Annotated in this window: 17 protein-coding genes; 5 read left to right on the top strand and 12 right to left on the bottom strand. The window is 62.4% G+C overall.

Features of this window, described 5'->3' with window-relative positions:
• Nucleotides 1-3 precede the first annotated feature (3 nt).
• Both A0O30_RS28100 and A0O30_RS27080 read left to right on the top strand, forming a co-directional pair.
• Nucleotides 4-783: a DUF6708 domain-containing protein gene (locus A0O30_RS28100; RefSeq protein WP_256589830.1), complete on the top strand. Its 780-nt coding sequence runs from the start codon at nucleotides 4-6 to the stop codon at nucleotides 781-783.
• Nucleotides 780-1,034: a PAAR domain-containing protein gene (locus A0O30_RS27080; RefSeq protein ID WP_105948766.1), complete on the top strand. Its 255-nt coding sequence runs from the start codon at nucleotides 780-782 to the stop codon at nucleotides 1,032-1,034. Before A0O30_RS28100 ends, A0O30_RS27080 begins: the two co-directional genes overlap by 4 nt.
• Here the strand turns inward: A0O30_RS27080 and A0O30_RS27075 are convergent.
• Nucleotides 989-1,876 carry a TIGR03915 family putative DNA repair protein gene (locus A0O30_RS27075; protein ID WP_105948765.1) on the bottom strand — a complete coding sequence of 296 codons (888 nt, stop codon included), beginning with the start codon at nucleotides 1,874-1,876 and terminating at the stop codon, nucleotides 989-991. The two genes, A0O30_RS27080 and A0O30_RS27075, sit on opposite strands and share 46 nt — an antisense overlap.
• On the bottom strand, nucleotides 1,867-3,087 hold the full coding sequence (locus A0O30_RS27070; RefSeq protein WP_105948764.1) for a putative DNA modification/repair radical SAM protein: 1,221 nt from the start codon (nucleotides 3,085-3,087) through the stop codon (nucleotides 1,867-1,869). The genes A0O30_RS27075 and A0O30_RS27070 overlap by 10 nt, the downstream gene beginning before the upstream one ends.
• Nucleotides 3,088-3,238: 151 nt before the next feature.
• On the opposite strand from A0O30_RS27070, the gene mqo reads away from it, so the two are divergent.
• Nucleotides 3,239-4,804, top strand: coding sequence for a malate dehydrogenase (quinone) (gene mqo, locus A0O30_RS27065; RefSeq protein ID WP_105948763.1), 1,566 nt, complete (start codon nucleotides 3,239-3,241; stop codon nucleotides 4,802-4,804).
• On the opposite strand, the gene A0O30_RS27060 is transcribed toward mqo, so the two are convergent.
• From A0O30_RS27060 to A0O30_RS27040, 5 genes are read right to left on the bottom strand one after another with little or no spacing between them, the layout of a single operon-like run.
• Nucleotides 4,785-6,311 (bottom strand): glycosyltransferase family 39 protein, encoded by a 1,527-nt coding sequence (locus A0O30_RS27060; protein ID WP_105948762.1) that lies wholly within the window; start codon nucleotides 6,309-6,311, stop codon nucleotides 4,785-4,787. The two genes, mqo and A0O30_RS27060, sit on opposite strands and share 20 nt — an antisense overlap.
• Nucleotides 6,312-6,314: 3 nt before the next feature.
• Complete coding sequence (locus A0O30_RS27055) at nucleotides 6,315-6,587, bottom strand: lipid-A-disaccharide synthase N-terminal domain-containing protein (protein WP_016486575.1); 273 nt, start codon at nucleotides 6,585-6,587, stop codon at nucleotides 6,315-6,317.
• On the bottom strand, nucleotides 6,584-7,327 hold the full coding sequence (locus A0O30_RS27050) for a glycosyltransferase family 2 protein (protein ID WP_105948761.1): 744 nt from the start codon (nucleotides 7,325-7,327) through the stop codon (nucleotides 6,584-6,586). Before A0O30_RS27050 ends, A0O30_RS27055 begins: the two co-directional genes overlap by 4 nt.
• A 34-nt stretch (nucleotides 7,328-7,361) precedes the next feature.
• The gene (locus A0O30_RS27045; RefSeq protein WP_105948760.1) at nucleotides 7,362-8,336 is read right to left on the bottom strand and encodes an NAD-dependent epimerase/dehydratase family protein; all 975 of its coding nucleotides are present in this window, start codon (nucleotides 8,334-8,336) and stop codon (nucleotides 7,362-7,364) included.
• On the bottom strand, nucleotides 8,324-9,661 hold the full coding sequence (locus A0O30_RS27040; RefSeq protein WP_105948759.1) for a UDP-glucose/GDP-mannose dehydrogenase family protein: 1,338 nt from the start codon (nucleotides 9,659-9,661) through the stop codon (nucleotides 8,324-8,326). Before A0O30_RS27040 ends, A0O30_RS27045 begins: the two co-directional genes overlap by 13 nt.
• A 244-nt stretch (nucleotides 9,662-9,905) precedes the next feature.
• Between A0O30_RS27040 and A0O30_RS27035 the strand changes: the two genes are divergently transcribed.
• A complete protein-coding gene (locus tag A0O30_RS27035; RefSeq protein WP_105948758.1) occupies nucleotides 9,906-10,952 on the top strand; it encodes a class I SAM-dependent methyltransferase in 1,047 nt (348 codons plus the stop codon).
• Nucleotides 10,953-11,112: 160 nt separating this feature from the next.
• Here A0O30_RS27035 and A0O30_RS27030 read toward each other — a convergent pair whose 3' ends face one another.
• The 4 genes from A0O30_RS27030 to yghU all read right to left on the bottom strand — a co-directional run bounded on the left by A0O30_RS27030 (nucleotide 11,113) and on the right by yghU (nucleotide 16,433).
• Nucleotides 11,113-12,357: a saccharopine dehydrogenase family protein gene (locus tag A0O30_RS27030; protein ID WP_016394970.1), complete on the bottom strand. Its 1,245-nt coding sequence runs from the start codon at nucleotides 12,355-12,357 to the stop codon at nucleotides 11,113-11,115.
• Nucleotides 12,358-12,390: 33 nt separating this feature from the next.
• The gene (nspC, locus tag A0O30_RS27025; protein ID WP_016715639.1) at nucleotides 12,391-13,488 is read right to left on the bottom strand and encodes a carboxynorspermidine decarboxylase; all 1,098 of its coding nucleotides are present in this window, start codon (nucleotides 13,486-13,488) and stop codon (nucleotides 12,391-12,393) included.
• Between the two features lie 261 nt (nucleotides 13,489-13,749).
• The gene (locus A0O30_RS27020) at nucleotides 13,750-15,453 is read right to left on the bottom strand and encodes an amidase (RefSeq protein WP_105948757.1); all 1,704 of its coding nucleotides are present in this window, start codon (nucleotides 15,451-15,453) and stop codon (nucleotides 13,750-13,752) included.
• A 140-nt stretch (nucleotides 15,454-15,593) separates the two neighbouring features.
• The gene (yghU, locus tag A0O30_RS27015; RefSeq protein ID WP_105948756.1) at nucleotides 15,594-16,433 is read right to left on the bottom strand and encodes a glutathione-dependent disulfide-bond oxidoreductase; all 840 of its coding nucleotides are present in this window, start codon (nucleotides 16,431-16,433) and stop codon (nucleotides 15,594-15,596) included.
• A 200-nt stretch (nucleotides 16,434-16,633) separates the two neighbouring features.
• On the opposite strand from yghU, the gene A0O30_RS27010 reads away from it, so the two are divergent.
• Nucleotides 16,634-17,680 carry a dienelactone hydrolase gene (locus A0O30_RS27010; protein ID WP_105948755.1) on the top strand — a complete coding sequence of 349 codons (1,047 nt, stop codon included), beginning with the start codon at nucleotides 16,634-16,636 and terminating at the stop codon, nucleotides 17,678-17,680.
• Here A0O30_RS27010 and A0O30_RS27005 read toward each other — a convergent pair.
• On the bottom strand, nucleotides 17,642-18,835 hold the full coding sequence (locus tag A0O30_RS27005) for an MFS transporter (RefSeq protein WP_105948754.1): 1,194 nt from the start codon (nucleotides 18,833-18,835) through the stop codon (nucleotides 17,642-17,644). The genes A0O30_RS27010 and A0O30_RS27005 overlap by 39 nt on opposite strands.
• Nucleotides 18,836-19,013 lie beyond the last annotated feature (178 nt).

Here is a 19,013-nt window from a genome sequence, read left to right as displayed (position 1 = left end):
GCATTGGGCTGGAGCCACGATCTGCCGCACGTTGATGAAGAGCCAGTCCACCGCTTCAGCCTAGATGACATAAGTCCGTCGCCGAACCATGTTGATGATGTTTATCTGGAGTTGCCTAGGGCTTCTCTCATATTGCGTGGTGTATTGGCCTTGCTTGGCGTTCCCTTTTTACTGTTCTTATTTGGTTTGACGTTGTGGTTGTACTGGGTTGTCATTGGTTACGGTTGGACGCGTGAGTGGATGATGTATGTTGTGCTAATAATTGGTCCGATTGTTTTGTTTGGGGCTGTTCTTTCGGTTGTCAAATTGGATTTGATGCTGCCAAGAGACGAGCCAATTCGCTTTAATCGTCTGCGAAAAAAAATATATATCTATCAATACCGATACCACTATGTTTACGTGTTCAGCCGCAAGCACTGGGGTGTAAAGCCTGTAGCCTACAACTGGGACGACGTTACCGCCGAGGTCTACCGCGTCTACGCTCCCGGTCACGGCGGTCTTATTGAAAATGTGATGCTGTCTGTCCGCAACCCAGAAACCAACGAAGTCATTGATCGGGTGGTGTTCACCTCCAACCTATATCGAGGCGAAGCCTACTGGGCCATCGCCCGTCTATTCATGCAACAAGGCCCCGACGCCTTGCCAACATTTGTGCACCCACCCCGCGACTGGAACGATGACGACGGTCTGAGCCACATGCACTGTCTGGCACCAAAGGTTGAATGGCCAGCGGACATTGACCGTGAATCCCGTACCGCACCGTCTGAAGGAGAAGCCCAATGAACCCGGTTGTCCTTGTAGGCCATCGACACAAATGCCCGCTGCATGGGGTTAACCAGGTAGAGAGCGGCAGTGCTGCCTACACATTCAATGGCAGGCCGGTTGCCAGGGTAGGGGACCGGACAACCTGTGGTGCAGTGATAGAGAGTGGGGCAGAGCATTTCCTGATCGAAGGCGCGGCGGTGGCGCGCAAAGGTGATCGAACGGATCATGGCGGTGTGCTGGATGAGGGCGATGTCGGGTGGTTGCTGTAGGACTGTGTGGGCTTGCAGATCTGTTTGCCGGCTTGGGAAGCCACTTCAAGGGCCTGGCCGTCCCGTTGCTTGCCTTGGCGGGCAAGGCCTTCAAGCTGCGGTATCAGCATGCCTTCCGGCAAATGCCGCCAGAACCGCCCGGGCATGTGCAGGCGCAGGGCATCCGGGTTGAGGCGGGCAGGGTTGAAGGTATGGCGGTAATAGGTGCGCCACAGTTCGGCGCCAGGGTCGTCGGCATTGCGTGCCCATTGCTGCCAATACTCAGGACACTGGCGTTGGTAATCGAAATCCTGGCCGTCGAAGCGAATGCCATCCCGTGGCGTGGCGATCAACCAGCGTAAACGCCCCAGACGGTCGGCAAAGTGAGGGCTGGCACTTTCCAGAACGTCATGCGCCGGTTCGTGATAGGCCACCAGATCAAGTTGCAGGCGATCAGCCAACGTCTCTGGCAGCGGTACGAAGCGCACAAAGGCATGCAGGTGATGCGCCTCCCGGGTGACTTGCTTGATACGCCGTTGCAACTCACTGCCCAACCGGTCACCCGCCAGCATGGCCGTCCGGTCGCCATGGGCAACACGCCAGAGCACTTCATACAGCAGGTTCCAGCGCTGTTCGCCACGATAACGGGCAGCCTGCTCCAACTGGCTCAGCAGCACGGCCGGGACTTTGGCACGAAAGGGGCCTGGACCTTCCGGGGGCGCTGCCGGTATTGCCAGCAGGTCGGCCATCGGGCCTTGCGACCAGGTGACCTCGGAGGGGTCGATGCCATGCCCTAGCAATACCCGGGCCTGATCCCGCCAGGTGGCGAACTGGTCATCACAATCGAGCGCGATCATCCCCACAACCCCATCTGCACGGGCGCCTGCGGCTCTCGCAAACGCGCCCGTAGCAGGCCGCTGCGCAGCTCGGCCTGGGCCGGGCGATAATCGCTGGTGACGATGAACGGCCGTGCCTTGTCCAGCACGCAGCGCAGCTGAATGAGGTCGTCATAGCGAATGCGCCGCTCTCGGCGCAGCGCAACCAGGCGCTGTACGCTACGCAGGCCAATGCCGGGAATACGCGCCAGCAGCGCGGGCTCGGCGCGGTTCACGTCCAGCGGGAATACCTCTCGGTTGGCCAGCGCCCAGGCCAGCTTGGGGTCGATGTCCAGCGCCAGGTTGCCGCTCTGGCCCAGCAGTTCACCCGCCTTGTAGCCGTAGCCACGCAGCAGGAAGTCGGCCTGGTACAGGCGGTGCTCGCGCAGTAGCGGCGGGGCAGCCAAGGGCACGCTGCCCGGGCTGTCGGGGATCGGGCTGAACGCAGAGTAATACACGCGCTTGAGGCCGTAGCCTTGATAGAGCGACTCGGCATTGCGCAGCAGAGTGCTGTCGTCGGTGCTGTCGGCACCGACAATCACTTGGGTGCTTTGGCCGGCAGGGGTGAAGCGCGGGGCCTTGGGTTCGTTGGCCACGGCTTGTTGGCCCAGGTGAATCACGCCCATTGCCTGGCGGATGGTATGCGCCTGTTTTTCCGGTGCCAGGCGCTTGAGGCTGGCGGCGGTGGGCAGCTCGATGTTGACGCTGAGTCGGTCGGCCAGGCGGCCGGCTTCTTCGATCAGCAGAGGGTCGGCATCCGGGATGGTCTTGAGGTGAATGTAACCGCGGAAGTTGTGTTCTTCGCGCAGCAACCGGGCTACGCGGATCAATTGCTCCATGGTGTAGTCCGCCGAACGGATGATGCCGGAGCTGAGGAACAGGCCGCTGATGCAGTTTCGCCGGTAGAAGTCCAGCGTCAGGCGGACCACCTCTTCGGGCGTAAAGCGCGCGCGAGGTACGTTGCTGGAGCGGCGGTTGACGCAGTACTGGCAGTCGTACAGGCAGAAGTTGGTCAATAGCACTTTGAGCAGCGACACACAGCGGCCGTCGGGGGTATAGCTGTGGCAGATGCCCATGCCGTTGGTGGCGCCCAGGCCGTCACCGCCGCGTGAATTACGCTTGGGCGCGCCGCTGCTGGCGCAGGACGCGTCGTACTTGGCGGCGTCGGCGAGGATGCCGAGTTTGGCGATGAGCTGCATGTGACTGACTCGAAATACTGACTATTCATACAGTATTTTGAGAATTCATGAATTGCAAGAGGCACGAAGCTTCGCATTGAACATACCCGAGTAAATCCGTCAGCTAAGCTTGTGCTGGACTAACGGACAGCAACGAGGCACGGGAGAGGTTATGAAGATCACCATCAAGCCGGAACTGGCGCTGGCCGGGCTGGCGCTGGCATTGGGCATGCTCAATGCCCAGGCAGCGGAAACCAGAAAGGTGGATGTGATGCTGGTGGGCGGCGGCATCATGAGTTCTACGCTGGCCGTCTGGCTCAACGAGCTGGAGCCAGGCTGGTCGATGGAGATGGTCGAGCGCCTGGACAAGGTGGCCGAAGAAAGCTCCAACGGCTGGAACAACGCCGGCACCGGCCACTCGGCCCTGGCTGAACTCAACTACACGCCGGAAAAAGACGGCAAGATCGACATCAGCAAAGCCGTGGAGATCAACGAGTCGTTCCAGGTCACCCGCCAGTTCCTGGCCTGGCAGGTGAAGCAGGGCGTATTGAAGAACCCCCATTCCTTCATCAATACCACGCCGCACATGAGTTTCGTGTGGGGGGACGACAACATCCGCTTCCTGAAAAAGCGCTATGAGGCGCTGCAGGCCAGCCCGTTGTTCAAGCCCATGCAGTATTCCGAAGACCACGAGCAGATTCGCAAGTGGGTGCCGTTGATGATGGAAGGGCGCGATCCCAACCAGAAACTGGCCGTGACCTGGACGCCAATCGGCACCGATGTGAATTTTGGCGAGATCACCCGGCAGTACGTGGGCTATCTGCAGACCCGGCCTAACTTTGACCTCAAGCTGTCGAGCGAGGTGCAGGAAATCACCCGTAACGATGACGGCTCCTGGCACGTCGAGTACAAGAATCTGAAAGATGGCAGCAAGTCGGCTACCGACGCCAAGTTCCTGTTCATTGGTGCTGGCGGTGCGGCGTTGCCACTGCTGCAGAAGTCGGGCATCGACGAAGCCAAGGACTATGCCGGCTTCCCGGTCGGTGGCTCGTTCTTGGTCACCGACAACCCGGCCATCGCCCAGCGCCACATGGCCAAGGCCTACGGCATTGCCGCGACCGGCGCACCGCCGATGTCGGTGCCGCACCTGGACACCCGGGTGCTCGATGGCAAGCGGATGATTCTTTTCGGGCCATTCGCCACGTTCTCGACCAAGTTCCTCAAACAGGGCTCGCTGCTCGACCTGCTTGCCAGTACCAGTGTGCACAATGCCTGGCCGATGGTGCGGGTGGGCGTACGTGAGTTTGACCTGGTGCAGTACCTGATCGGCCAGGTGCTGCAATCCGACAATGACCGCTTCGAAGCGCTGCGCACCTACTTCCCCGAGGCGAAGAAGGAAGACTGGCGGCTGTGGCAGGCCGGCCAGCGGGTGCAGATCATCAAGAAAGACGAAGCATTGGGTGGCGTGCTCAAGCTCGGTACCGAGGTGGTGACGTCCAAGGACGGCAGTATCGCCGGCTTGCTGGGGGCTTCGCCGGGCGCCTCGACCGCACCACCCATCATGCTCGATGTGCTGAACAAGGTGTTCAAGGACAAGGTGGCAACGCCGCAATGGCAGGCCAAGATCAAGGAGATTATCCCGTCCTATGGCATTCGCCTGAATGACCACCCGGACCAGGTACAGAAGGAATGGGCATACACCAATGAGGTGCTGCAGCTCAATCCGCCTGTGCCTTAGCCCATGTGAAACGGTAGATGTGGTTGGGCGCTGCGCTCTGGCATTGGCCGTTTTCGGCATCGGCGCCCACCACATACCATTCGGCCCGTGAGGTCTGGCCCAGCTTGCGGGCCTTGCTGGCACTGAAGCAGCGGCCCAGTTCGGTGGCTGGAATCAGGGCGAAAGCGGCAGGGTTCTGGCGTAACCAGTAGGCCGCCGTATCTGCCCTGGATTGGCCGGTGAAGCCGAAATGCACAATCGGTTGTCGGGCAAACAGCCAATGCCCCTCGCGCCAGTTCACCAACACCAGCTCAGCGCCACCGGTGGCGCGTTTCGCCTCGCTCATCAGCGTTTCATGCGGGTTGCGACCCTCCTTTAGCGGCTCGACAAAGCCACGTGCAAACCACAGGGCAAACCACATCAAGGCCACGGCAGTGAACACGCTGCGCCATCCCGGTCGGCGTTGAAACCAGTGTTTGAGTAACCATGGCACCAGTGGTGCGATGGCCAGCACCAGGCCTGGCAGCGCGGGGAAGATATACAGCTTGCGCTTGCCGCTGCTGAGGCTGAAAAACAGCAGCACCAGCGCCACCCAGCCAAGCAACAGCAGAAAGCGCCCATCGCGCTTCTGCAATTGCCGGCGCCAGGCGGGCACCAGCCAGGGCAGGGCGAGGATCAGTGGCAGCCAGTATTTGGGGATGACCTTGACGAAGAAGTACCAGAATGGCTCGCGATGGTCCCAGGCGTTGGCATAGCGGCTTGCGGTCTGGCGTAGCAAAATCTCCTTGAGGTACGCCAGCTCCGCCGCGCCACCGCCATGGGCGATCGACACCAACAGGGGCAGCAGCCACACCGCGCAACCGGCCAGCAACCACAGCAGCCCCAGGCTCCAGCGCCAGCACTGGCCAGGCATGGCGACTACACCGTGCCAGCGCCGGCGCACCGCCCAGGCATAGGGAAGCAACATCAGCGCCGGGACAAAGCCCACACCCTTACTGATAATGCCCAGCCCCATGGCCGCACAGGCCAGGTAGAACCAGCCCCAGGCTGGGCCCAGCAGCAGGTGGCGCACCATGCCGTAAAAGCCCAGTGCCACCCACAGGCACAGGAAACTGTCGATCTGCCCCGTACGCAGGATGCTGTAGCTCTGGTAGGTGGCCAGGAACAGCAACGCGGCGATTACGCCGATACGCCGGTTCCACAGGCGCCGCCCCAGGTCATGCAGCACCCAGGTGATGGTCGCCGCCGACAGCAGGCCCGGCAGGTAGAGGGCTATCCTGGGCGAGCCGGTCAGTTGGCTGAACAGGGCCACGGTCCACATGAACAGCGGCGGCTTGTCGCCGTAGATTTCCGCTGCCCGGTGGGGGATGAACCAGTTGCCGCTCTGAAGCATTTCCAGGGCGACGCCGAGAAAGCGTTCTTCGTCCACATTCATTGGCTGGCGCCAGCCAATACCGGCGCCCACCAACAACACCGCGAGGGCAATCAGGGCCAGGCGTTCGGCCCCAAGTGTCTTGAACCTGCGCAAGGGCTATTCCTTCTGTTCCTGATGGCGGGCGATGAGTTGCAGGTTGCGCAGGTAAACCAAGAAGCCGAAGCTCTGGCCGATGATGAATACCGGGTCCTGGCGGTAAATGGCGTAGGTCAGCAGCAGCGCGCTGCCGAGCATGCTCAGGTACCAGAAACCTACCGGGATGACACTGCGGCGTTTGAACTCGCTGTACAGCCACTGCAGCACGAAGCGCCCGGTGAAAACGGCCTGGCCGGCGAAGCCGATGATCAGCCACAGGGTTTCGCGGGTCATCCTTCGAGCTCCTGGGGGCGCGTGTCCAGACGGGTGCGGCGGATCAGCCACCAGACCCCGAACAGGTCGAGGATGCCGACCAGGGCGCGGTCCAGGTTGCCGTACTTGGACACCCCGGCGTGACGTGGTCGGTGGTTGACCGGGTGCACCAGCATGCGGCCGTTGTGGCGCAGGATAAGTGCCGGGATAAAGCGGTGCATGTGGTCAAAGTAGGGCAGGCGCAGGAAGGCTGCGCGCTCTATCAGTTTCAGCCCGCAGCCGGTGTCGGGCGTGGCGTCTTTGAGCAGGCGGCTGCGCAGGCCGTTGGCGAAGCGCGATGCCCAGCGCTTGCTGGCGCTGTCACGGCGGTTGACCCGGTGCCCGGCCACCAGCTTCACACCACCGCCCAGATCTTGATTGGCGCGTACCAGGGCCAGCATGCCCGGGATGTCTGCCGGGTCGTTCTGGCCGTCGCCATCGAGGGTGGCCAGCCATTGGCCGCGGGCAGCCTGCGCGGCATGCCACAGCGAGGTGCTCTGGCCCAGCGAGCGGTCGTGGCGCAGGATGCGCAGTTGCGTGTAACCCTGGCTTTTCAGGTGTTGCAGCACGCTCAGGGTGCGGTCGCTGCTGCCATCGTCAACCACCAGCACTTCATAGTGTTCTGTCGCCAGCGCGCTGCGAATTTCCATCAGCAGTGACGGCAGGTTGTCGACCTCGTTCCTGGCAGGTATGAGCACCGAGAGGTCAAGTGGATCTGTCATGAGGCTACCTGTGATCGTGTTGTGATTGCGTGGCTCAAACCCGGTAGAAATCCCGGTACCAGCCCACGAAAGCGTTTACGCCGTGTTCCAGCGACGTGCCCGGAGTGAAGTCGATCCAGCGCGCCAGTGAGCCCACATCGGCCCACGTCTCCAGCACGTCACCCGCTTGCAGCGGCAGGTAGTCGCGCTGCGCCTTGATGCCCAAGGCGTCTTCCAGGCATTCGATAAAATGCAGCAGCCGCACGGGTTGGCCACAGCCGATGTTGAACAGCTGGCAGGGCGGTTGCCCTTCGCCAGGCTGTGGTGGCCTCAGGCGCAGGCGCAGGACGCTTTCGACGATGTCGTCGATGTAGGTGAAGTCGCGTCCCATCAGGCCGTTGTTGTAAACCTCGATCGGGCGGCCTTCGAGCATGGCGCGGGTGAATTTGAACAGCGCCATGTCGGGCCGGCCCCAAGGGCCGTACACCGTGAAAAAGCGCAGGCCTGTGGTCGGTAGCCGGTACAGGTGCGCATAGCTGTGCGCCATCAGTTCGTTGGCGCGCTTGCTGGCGGCATAGAGCGACACAGGTTGCTCGACCGGGTCATCGACACTGAACGGCAGCTTGGCATTGGCGCCGTACACCGAACTGCTGGAGGCGTAGATCAGGTGGCGTGGCGGTTGTTGGCGGCAGGCTTCGAGGATATTGAGGAAACCGACCAGGTTGGCCTGGCCGTATACGCCGGGGTTTTCCAGTGAATAGCGCACCCCGGCCTGGGCCGCCAGGTGGATCACTTCACTGAATGCCTGCCCGTTGAACAGCTGCTGCAGGTCGGCAGCATTGGCAAGGTCGAGGGTCTGGAAGCGGAAGTTGGCAAAGCCGAACAGCTGCCGCAGGCGCGCCAGTTTCAGCTCGACGCTGTAGTAGGCATTGAGGTTGTCGATGCCGACCACGTCGATACCCGCCTCGCACAAGCGCTGCGCGACGTGGTAGCCGATAAAGCCGGCGACGCCGGTGATCAGTACGGGCATGCTGGCTGCACCTGGCCACGGCCGATGCCGTAGTACGTCAGGCCAGCGGTGGCCATGTGTTCGGGCTCGAACAGGTTACGCCCGTCGAACACCACCCGGTCGGCCAGCAACTGCGGCACCTTGTCCAGGTTGAGCACGCGGTAGTCTTGCCATTCGGTAACGATGACCAACGCGTCGGCACCCTCTAGTGCATCGTCCTTGCAGGGCACCAGTTGCAGGTCGGCACGCGGGCCGTAGTGCCGCTGGATCTCCTCCATCGCTTGCGGGTCGTGGGCCTGCACCCTTGCGCCAGCGGCCCACAATGCTTCCAGCAGGACCCGGCTGGAAGCCTCGCGGATGTCGTTGGTGTTGGGTTTGAACGACAACCCCCACAAGGCGAATACCTTGCCCTGCAGGCCACCGGGATAATGCCGCTGGATCTTGCTGAACAGCCGGCCCTTTTGATGTTCGTTGACCGACTCTACCGCGCGCAGCAACTGGGGTTCGAACCCTTCAGCCTCGGCGCTGCGGCGCAGGGCTTGCAGGTCCTTGGGGAAGCACGAGCCGCCGAAGCCGCAACCGGCGTAGATGAAGTCGTAGCCGATGCGCGGGTCGGAGCCAATGCCACGGCGCACCATCTCGATGTCGGCCCCCAGGTGCTCGGCCAGGTTGGCGATTTCGTTGATGAACGAGATCTTGGTCGCCAGCATGCAGTTGGCCGCGTACTTGGTCAGTTCGGCGCTGCGCGCATCCATGATCATCAGTTTTTCGCGGTTACGGCTGAACGGCAGGTACAGCTCGCGCAGCAGCTCTACCTCAGCCGGTTCTGCACCGCCGATGATGATGCGCTCCGGGCGCATGCAGTCGTCCACGGCAGAGCCTTCCTTGAGAAATTCCGGGTTGCTGATGACCTGGAATCGACCGGGTTCGGCGCCGGCCTGGGCAATACGCGACTTGATGCGGTGCACGGTGCCGACCGGTGCGGTGGATTTGTTGACGATCACCTTGGGGCCATCGGCATGTTCAAGGATGCTGTCGACCACGGCAAACACGTGCTTCAGGTCGGCGCTGCCATCCGCTTGTGGCGGGGTGCCGACGGCGATGAATTGCAACTTGGCGTATTGGGCTGCTTTCCCGGCATCGGTGGTAAAGCGCAAGCGACCGCAGGCCAGGTTTTTCTCCAGCATTGGCGCAAGGCCCGGTTCGAAGATCGGGCAATGGCCTTCATTGAGGATGGCAACCCGTTCGGCGTCGACGTCCATGCACAACACGGAGTGCCCCGCCTGGGCCAGGCACACTGCCTGGGTGAGGCCGACATACCCGGTACCGAAAACCGTGACCTTCATTGTTCAGCTCCTTGATAAGAAAGCTGAAAAAAAATGTCACATCGTTGTTTAGGAATTGTTACCTGATGGACGAATTCAACGGCTATGTAGCCTGGATCGCGTTTCATCCGGGCAGAAGATCTAAACTTACCAACAGCTCGCGGTAACGCGCTGTACCACGAGCCCAAACCCTTGAACCGACCACCGCCTCCCCGGAGCGGATGTCCCTCGCTGGCGATGGCCTTCTTGCAGAGGAGGGCAGGTCATGGACGAGGCAAGGCTTCATGATTTCATGGGCAAGCTGGTGGGCGACATGGGCGCCGCAGCGACGCTGGCAAATGTAATCTTGGGTGACGAGCTGGGCCTGTACCGGGCGATGGCCGACAGCCAGCCGACCACGCCCGAGGCGCTGGCGGCCAGGACCGGCTGTCACCCTCGGCTGGTGCGCGAATGGCTGAACGCCCAGGCGGCATCGGGCTACATGACGCACGACAAGGGCCTTTTTGTGTTGCCCGAAGAGCAGGCCATGGCCTTGGCGCTGGAGGACTCCCCGGCTTACATGGCGGGTGGCGCTGCAGTGATCGCGGCATTGTTCCATGACAAGGACAAGCTGGTCGCGGCCATGCGCGGCGATGGCGGGCTGGCCTGGGGCGACCACCACCCATGCATGTTCAGTGGTACCGAACGGTTCTTCCGGCCGGGTTATCGAACGTTCCTGGTGGCTGAATGGCTACCGGCGCTGGAGGGTGTGGTGGCTAAACTGCAAGCGGGCGCCAAGGTGGCGGATGTGGGGTGCGGGCACGGCGCCTCCACGCTGGTCATGGCCCAGGCATTTTCGGCGTCGACTTTTGTGGGCTATGACTACCACGGTCCCTCTATCACCACCGCCAATGAACGTGCGCGCGAAGCGGGGCTGGCGGAGCGGGTGAGTTTCCAGCAGGCAAGTGCCAAGGATTACCCAGGGCATGACCATGACCTGGTGTGCTTCTTCGATTGCCTGCACGACATGGGCGACCCGGTGGGGGCGGCCAGGCACGCCTACCGTGCATTGAAGCCTGACGGTACGGTGATGCTGGTAGAGCCTTATGCCGAGGATTCGCTGGACGGCAACCTGAACCCGGTCGGGCGGTTGTTCTATGCCGCGTCGACGTTCATCTGCACGCCGAATTCGTTGTCGCAGGAAGTGGGCTTGGGGCTGGGCGCACAGGCCGGGGAGGCGCGGTTGCGGGCGGTGTTCGAAGAGGCGGGGTTCAGCCAGTTCCGGCGGGCGGCGCAGACGCCGTTCAACCTGATTCTGGAGGCCCGAAAGTAGGGTGTAATCCTGTGCTGGCCTCTTCGCGGGCACGCCCGCTCCCACAGGATCATCACAGGCCTGAAACTGACGCATTACTTGTGGGAGCGGGCGAGCCCGCGAAGAGGCCTGGCCTGTAAAAGCAGAAGGGGCACCATGTGGCGCCCCTTCTGTTTGCTGCTTAGGCTTCAGCGTCCCAAGGACGATCGCCTTTTTCATCTTTCACGCGGGTCGGCAGGCCCATCACGTCCAGCGCCTTGAGGAACGGCTCGGCTGGCAGCTCCTCGACGTTGACCATGCGCTTGGCATCCCACTCGCCACGGGCTACCAGCAAGGCGGCAGCCACTGGCGGTACGCCGGCAGTGTAGGAAATACCCTGGCTGTCGGTTTCGGCGTAGGCCTCTTCGTGGTCAGCCACGTTGTAGATGAACACTTCGCGCGGCTGGCCATCCTTGGTGCCTTTGACCAGGTCACCGATGCAGGTCTTGCCGGTGTAGCCTGGGGCCAGCGAGGCTGGGTCCGGCAGCACGGCCTTGACCACTTTCAGCGGTACCACTTCCAGGCCTTCGGCGGTTTTCACCGGTTGCTCGCTGAGCAGGCCCAGGTTTTTCAGCACGGTGAACACGTTGATGTAGTGTTCGCCGAAGCTCATCCAGAAGCGCACGTTCGGCACGTTGAGGTTCTTCGAAATCGAGTGAACTTCATCGTGACCGGTCAGGTACAGGTTTTGCGAACCTACCACCGGCAGGTCGTCGGTACGCTTGACCTCGAACATGGTATTGCTGGTCCACTGGCTGTTCTGCCAGCTCCACACTTGCCCGGTGAACTCGCGGAAGTTGATTTCCGGGTCGAAGTTGGTGGCAAAGTACTTGCCATGCGAACCGGCATTGACGTCGAGAATGTCGATCGAATCAATGCTGTCGAAGTATTGCTGCTGCGCCAGCTTGGCGTAGCTGTTCACCACACCCGGGTCGAAACCGACACCAAGAATGGCAGTGATGTTCTTTTGTTGGCACTCTTCGAGGTGTTTCCACTCGTAGTTGCCGTACCACGGCGGGGTTTCGCAGATCTTGCCCGGCTCTTCGTGGATGGCGGTGTCCAGGTAGGCGACACCGGTATCGATGCAGGCGCGCAGCACCGACATGTTGAGGAAGGCGGACCCCACGTTGATCACGATCTGCGATTCGGTTTCGCGGATCAGTGCCTTGGTTGCCTCGACATCGAGGGCGTTGAGCGAGAAGGCCTGGATGTCGGCGGGTACCTTGAGGCTACCCTTGGCCTTGACGCTGTCGATGATGGCCTGGCATTTGGAGATGTTCCGTGACGCGATAGCGATACGACCCAGTTCGTCGTTATGCTGCGCGCACTTGTGGGCCACCACCTTGGCGACACCTCCTGCACCAATGATAAGAACGTTCTTCTTCAATTTACCCTTTGCTCCTTACTTGAGTAGCCAGTCTTACGACAGGCTGGAAACGTAGTCTTCGAAACCGAACTCGCGGACGACTTCGACGCTGCCGTCGAGCTGCTTGACCACGATGGAAGGCATTTTCAGACCGTTGAACCAGTTTTTCTTGACCATGGTGTAACCCGCTGTGTCGACGAACGACAGGCGATCACCAATGGCCAACGGACGATCGAATTGGTACTCGCCGAAAATGTCACCGGCCAGGCACGACTTGCCGCAGACCATGTAGGTGTGCTCGCCGTCATTCGGGGCCATCTTGGCATTGAGGCGATAGATCAGCAGGTCGAGCAGGTGCGCTTCGATGGAGCTGTCGACCACGGCCAGGTGCTTGCCGTTGTACAGGGTGTCGAGCACGGTCACTTCCAGCGAGGCGCTGTTGGTGATGGCCGCTTCGCCCGGCTCCAGGTATACCTGCACGCCGTATTTCTCCGAGAAGGCCTTGAGGCGCGCGCAGAAGGCGTCTACCGCATAGTCTTCACCGGTGAAGTGGATGCCGCCACCCAGGCTGACCCACTCGACCTTGTGCAGCAGGTGGCCGAAGCGCTCTTCGATGTGCGTGAGCATCTTGTCGAACAGGCCGAAGTCGCCGTTCTCGCAGTTGTTGTGGAACATGAAGCCGGAGATCTGCTCGATCACCTGTTCGATCTTGGCCGGGTCCCATTCGCCCAGGCGGCTGAACGGGCGGGCCGGGTCGGCCAGCAGGTAGTCGGAGCTGCTGACTTGCGGGTTGACGCGCAGCCCGCGTACCTTGCCTTCGGACTGTTCGGCAAAGCGCTGCAACTGGCCGATCGAGTTGAAGATGATCTTGTCGCAGTTCTCCAGCATTTCCTCGACCTCATCGTCGGCCCAGGCCACGCTGTAGGCGTGGGTTTCGCCGGCGAACTTCTGGCGGCCGAGCTTGAGCTCGAAGAGGGAGGACGAGGTGGTGCCGTCCATGTACTGCTGCATCAGGTCGAACACCGACCAGGTGGCGAAGCACTTGAGGGCAAGCAGCGCCTTGGCACCGGAGTGTTCACGCACGTAGGCGATCTTCTCCATGTTGCTGAGCAGCTTGGTTTTGTCGATGAGGTAATACGGCGTCTTGATCATTTAAAGGCCCCCGGCCAGGCCGGCCAAAAAAAGGACACGCATTGTGCCTTCACTTGCCGCAGACCGAAAGGGTGCGATACGCATTTCGTCAGGGTTGACGCCGTTGCGAGGGCATTTTTCCGGTTGCAGTGGGCTTAGTAGATCAGGTGTATGTGACTATCGTAATCACCACCCACAGGTATTGCCGCGCATTCAAGGGCGCTGCAATACCTGTGGGGGCCGTTTTTGCGCGAATGGGCCGCCAAGCGGCCCCGGTGAAACTCAGCCCAGGGCTGGGGTGCGTGGCGGGATCATGCGGCGCGAGCCGGTCGCCTCGAAGGCTGCACCAAAGCTCAACAGCGCATTGTCGCTGTAGGCCCGCCCGGCAAAGGTCAGCCCCACCGGCATGCCGATATCGGCCATCACGCCCATCGGCACGGTGACGGTTGGCACGCCCAGGTGACGGATCGCCAGGTTGCCGTTGGCCACCCAGATACCGTTGCTCCAGGCGATGTCGGCCGAGGCCGGGTTGACATCGGCGTCGGCCGGGCCCACATCGGCCACGGTCGGGAACAGCACAGCATCCAGGCCCAGCGTGTCCATCCAGTCTTCCAGGTCCATCTTGCGGGTTTTTTCCAGGCCACGCAGGCCGTCAGGCAGGGTCTCGATCTGGTCCCAGGTCTTCAGACCACGCTTGGCCATGTTGACGTATTCGTCCATGCCGGCAGCCAGGTCGTCTTCACGGTTGGGCAGGGTGCCCGGGTCGTGGGGGAAGATCTGTGGGCCATCGACATCAGCCAGGCGGTTGAGTTTGGGGTCGTCGTTGGCGCGCAGGAAGTCGTCGAAGCCCCAGCCGGACAATTCCCACAGTTCGTCGTGCAGGAATTCCTTGCTGACAATGCCACGGTTGTAGACAGTCGGGGCGCCCGGGCGGTCGCCCTCGCAGTTGGACACCAGCGGGAAGTCCACTTCCAGTACTTCGGCACCGGCCGCTTCCAGGGCCTGGCGCGCCTGCTGCCACAAGTCGATCACCGTGGCGCGGGTGTTGATGCGCTGGCCGGTCGGGCCGCCGATACCCGGCTTCTCGGAGGTGCCAGCTTCGGCATCCGCATTGATGTACATACGTGGCACACCAAAGCGCTTGCCTTTGAGGGCACCGGCATCCACGGCCAGGTCCAGGTAAGACTCAGGGCGCACCGTCGAGGCTGCCGGAATCGGCACCCAAGGCTGCAAGCGCCACAGGTCGCCGCGCGTGTCAGCGTCATCGGCTACCACCACATCGAGGATTTCCAGCAGGTCGGCCATGGTGCGGGCGTAAGGCACCACCACGTCCATGGTCGGCGTCAGCGGCCAGTTGCCGCGGACCGAAATCACCCCGCGCGATGGGGTATAGGCGCACAAACCGTTGTTGGACGCCGGGCCACGGCCGCTGGACCAGGTTTCTTCAGCCAGGCCGAAGGCGCTGAAGCTGGCGGCGGTGGCGGTGCCGGCACCGTTGGACGAGCCCGAGGCGAACGGCGCGGTCAGGTAGTTGGCGTTGTACGGGCTTTCGGCGCGGCCATACACGCCGCGCTGCATACCACCGTTGGCCATGGGCGGCATGTTGGTCTTGCCCAGGCACACGGCACCGGCGGCGCGCAGGCGCTCGATGGTGAAGGCGTCGCGCTGGGCGACCAGGTCCTTGAAGGCAGGGCTGCCGGAAGCAGCGGTCAAGCCTTTGACCAGGTAGCTGTCCTTGGCGGTGTAGGGGATGCCGTCCAGCGGGCTCAGCACCTGGCCCTGTGCGCGGCGGGCGTCGGAGGCCTCGGCTTCTTTCAGCGCCTCAGGGTTGCGCACCACCACGGCGTTCAGGGCCGTGGCGGTGTTGGCGCCATCGTAGGCGTCGATACGCGCCAGGTAGGCCTTGACCAGCTCGACCGCCGTCGTGCGGCCCGACTCGAGCGCGTCGCGCAGCTCGGCAATGGAAACCTCGGTTACCTCGATCATGCGTTCACCAAAAAAATGTGCAGGTGGGGGCTAATGCGAGGAGTGTACAAGAAGGGCTTGACGGACGCAGGTTTGCGCGGGGGCAAATGGTTTTATGCAGGCGGGCATTGTTGGGGTCGCGTAGCGACCCCGGCTAGCCCTCAATCCAGGTCCGCCGCACGATGCCGCTCGGGCACCTGGCTGTCTTCATCTCCCCAGGTCCGGTTCACCCGGGTACCGCGCTGCACCGCCGGGCGCTGGGCAATTTCCTCGGCCCAGCGCTGCACGTTGGGGTATTCGTCAACCGCCAGGAACTCCGCCGCGCCATACAGGTTGCCGCGCACCAACTGGCCATACCATGGCCACACGGCGATATCGGCAATGCTGTATTCGTCGCCGCCCAGGTAGCGGCTTTCGGCCAGGCGGCGGTCGAGTACATCCAGCTGGCGCTTGGCTTCCATGGTGAAGCGGTTGATGGCGTACTCGTACTTCTCTGGTGCATACACGTAGAAGTGGCCAAAGCCACCGCCCAGGTAAGGCGCTGCGCCCATCTGCCAGAACAGCCAGTTCAGGCTTTCGGTGCGTGCGGCCGGCGATTTCGGCAGCAGGGCACCGAACTTGTCCGCCAGATACAGCAAGATCGACCCCGATTCGAACACCCGCACAGGTGGCTCGACGCTACGGTCGAGCAGGGCAGGGATCTTCGAGTTGGGGTTTACCTGGACGAAGCCACTGGAGAACTGGTCGCCCTCGCCGATGCGGATCAGCCAGGCATCGTACTCGGCACCGCGATGGCCCAAAGCAAGCAGCTCTTCAAGGGCAACGGTGACCTTGACGCCATTGGGCGTGGCCAGGGAATACAGCTGCAGCGGGTGTTTGCCCTGCGGCAGGTCCTTGTCGTGCGTCGGGCCTGCAACCGGGCGGTTGATGCTGGCGAACTGGCCGCCGGATGCTGCGTCGTTGCGCCAGACCTTAGGTGGCACATAGGCGGGCTTGCTCATGCATGAATCTCCTTCAATGGCGCGAAACGGTCACGTAAAGACGTGGACCTGCATCTATGCCACGGGTTCGACGCCATGCGCAAATGCATAGGGCGCGCACGCCACATGCATGACGACGGTTTCATCCAGTTTTCATGCGGTTCCGGCCAGGCCGGCTCTATGCTGGGCTATCACTTCGCCCTGCAAGGAACCGCCGGCCGATGACCCTTCCACGCTGCATGTTGGCACTGGCGCTGCTCGGCGGCCTGCTGGCCCACGCCGAGGCTGCGCCATGGGTGGCCGGCCTGCACCACATGACACTGGCCGACCCGGTCGATAACCGGCCAATGCAAGCCCTGGCTTTTTACCCGGCCGTTGGTTCAACCCATCGCAGCCGTATAGACGGCTACCCGGTCGAGGTGGCTGAAGAGGCACCCGTTGCCATGGGCCAGTTCCCGTTACTGGTGTTGTCCCACGGCAACACCGGCAGCCCGTTGGCCTTGCATTACCTGGCCACGTCCCTGGCGCGCCAGGGGTTCGTGGTGGTAGCGGTCGTGCACCCGGGGGACAACGCCCGCGATCACAGTCGCCTGGGTACCTTGAGCAATCTTTATGGCCGGCCACTGCAAGTCAGCGCTGCCATCGGAGCTGCCCGTGACGATGCATTGCTCGGGCCTTACCTGAATGAAGGCAAGGTCGGTGTGATCGGCTATTCGGCCGGCGGCGAAACCGCGTTGATATTGTCTGGTGCGCGCCCCGACCTGGACCGCCTGCGCCAGTACTGCCTGGAACGCCCGAACGACGCCGACGCCTGCAAAACCCACGGGATTCTGATTGCCGACCGCAGCGAGCTGGCGCCGCAGGCAGACCAGCGGGTGGGGGCGGTGATGCTGATGGCCCCGTTAAGCTTGCTGTTCGGGCGCCATGCCCTGGCCGGGGTGCAGGTACCCGCCCTGATCTATAGCGGAGACAGCGATCAACTGGTGGCCGTGGACCGCAACGCCGAAGCATTGGCCCGCAAACTGCCGGTTACACCGGATTACCGCCTGCTGGCCGGCGCTGGGCACTTTGTGTTCATGGCCCATTGCGACGTCGAGCAATACACGCGAATGCCCGTACTGTGCAAAGATGCCGAGGGCGTGGATCGCCGCCATATTCATCATTCGCTGGAGCGCGAAACGGCGGCGTTCTTCAGCCAGGCACTGGGTGCACCGCAACCGGGCGAGCGGTCAGCCGAAGCGGGCGCGCCGCGACAGCAACAGCGTTAGGCCCACCCCGGCCAAAGCCAGCAGGGCCGCCACGCAGAAGATCGAGGCATAGCCGAAGTGCACGGCCACTGCGCCCATTACAGGCCCGGCGATGGCCAGGGCCATGTCAAAGAACACCGCATAGGCGCCTAGCCCCGCGCCACGGCTGCTGCTGGGGACCTGCTTGATTGCCTCGACGCCCAGCGCCGGGTACACCAACGACAGCCCGAAACCGGTAAGCCCTGCGCCGACCAGCGCCCAGGCCGGGGAAGGTGCCAGCCATAGCAAGCTCAGGCCAAGCACTTCGGTGGCCATGCAGGCGACCGCCACGTTGTAGCCACCAAAGCGGTTGACCGCATTGACGAACAACAGCCGCGAAATGATGAAGCACACACCAAACGCACTCAGGCACCAGGCAGCGCCGGCCCAGCCGCGCTCCAGGTAGTACAGGGTGACGAAGGTGGTCAGGGTGCCATAGCCGATCGAGGCGAGGGTCAGGCCCAGGCCACACGGGGCGACACGGCCGAACGCGGACCAGAAGGGCAGGCGCTCACCGCGCACCACCACCACGTCAGGACGTTTGCGCAGCACCAGCAGGGCAGCCACGGCCAGCACCAGCAAGGCGGGCCCCAGTACGCTGAAGTCCAGCCCGTCCACGGCCAGTACGCCCAAGGGGGCGCCTATCGCGATAGCACCATACGAGGCAATCCCGTTCCACGAGATCACCCTGGCGGTGTGTTCGGGGCCGACCTGGCTGATGCCCCAGCTCAATGTGGCTACACCAATCAACCCCTGGGCGATGCCCAGCAGCAAACGGCCTGCGAGCAGCAACGCAAGGCTCAGCAGCGGCAGCGTCAGGGTCCAGGCCGACAGCAGGGTCAACACCCCGCAGCCGGCAATCCCCAGCAGGCCGAAGCGGATGGCCTGCTTGCCCCCAAGCGTATCGGCAACGCGCCCGGCAAACGGGCGGCTGAGCAAGGTGGCCAGGTATTGCAGGCCAATGGTCACCCCGGCGATCACCGCGCCAAAACCCAGCTGGTCATGCACATAGCTGGGCAGTACCGCAATCGGCAGGCCGATGCAGAGGAAGGCAATGAAGGTGTAGAAAACGATCGACAGGATCTGCAGGGTGATGTGCAGGGTATTGCGGGTGGGGGCGGGTTGTTGCGCGGTCATGGGCTCTTTCGCGGGCGGGCGGTTGGGCGTGGTTCCATGATGGCTGTTACAGGAAGGAAATGAAAGCAGGCTAACGAATTATTCGTCGGGGAATGCCAGCCTGAGGGACTGGCGGTGGATGCTTCGCGGGCTCGCCCGCTCCCACAGCTACTGCACAGTACTCAAGGCCTGCGCAGTA

Source organism: Pseudomonas sp. LLC-1 (assembly GCF_002992185.1).
Classification (GTDB): Bacteria; Pseudomonadota; Gammaproteobacteria; order Pseudomonadales; family Pseudomonadaceae; genus Aquipseudomonas; species Aquipseudomonas monteilii.
This window is presented reverse-complemented; position numbering and strand designations above follow the sequence as displayed.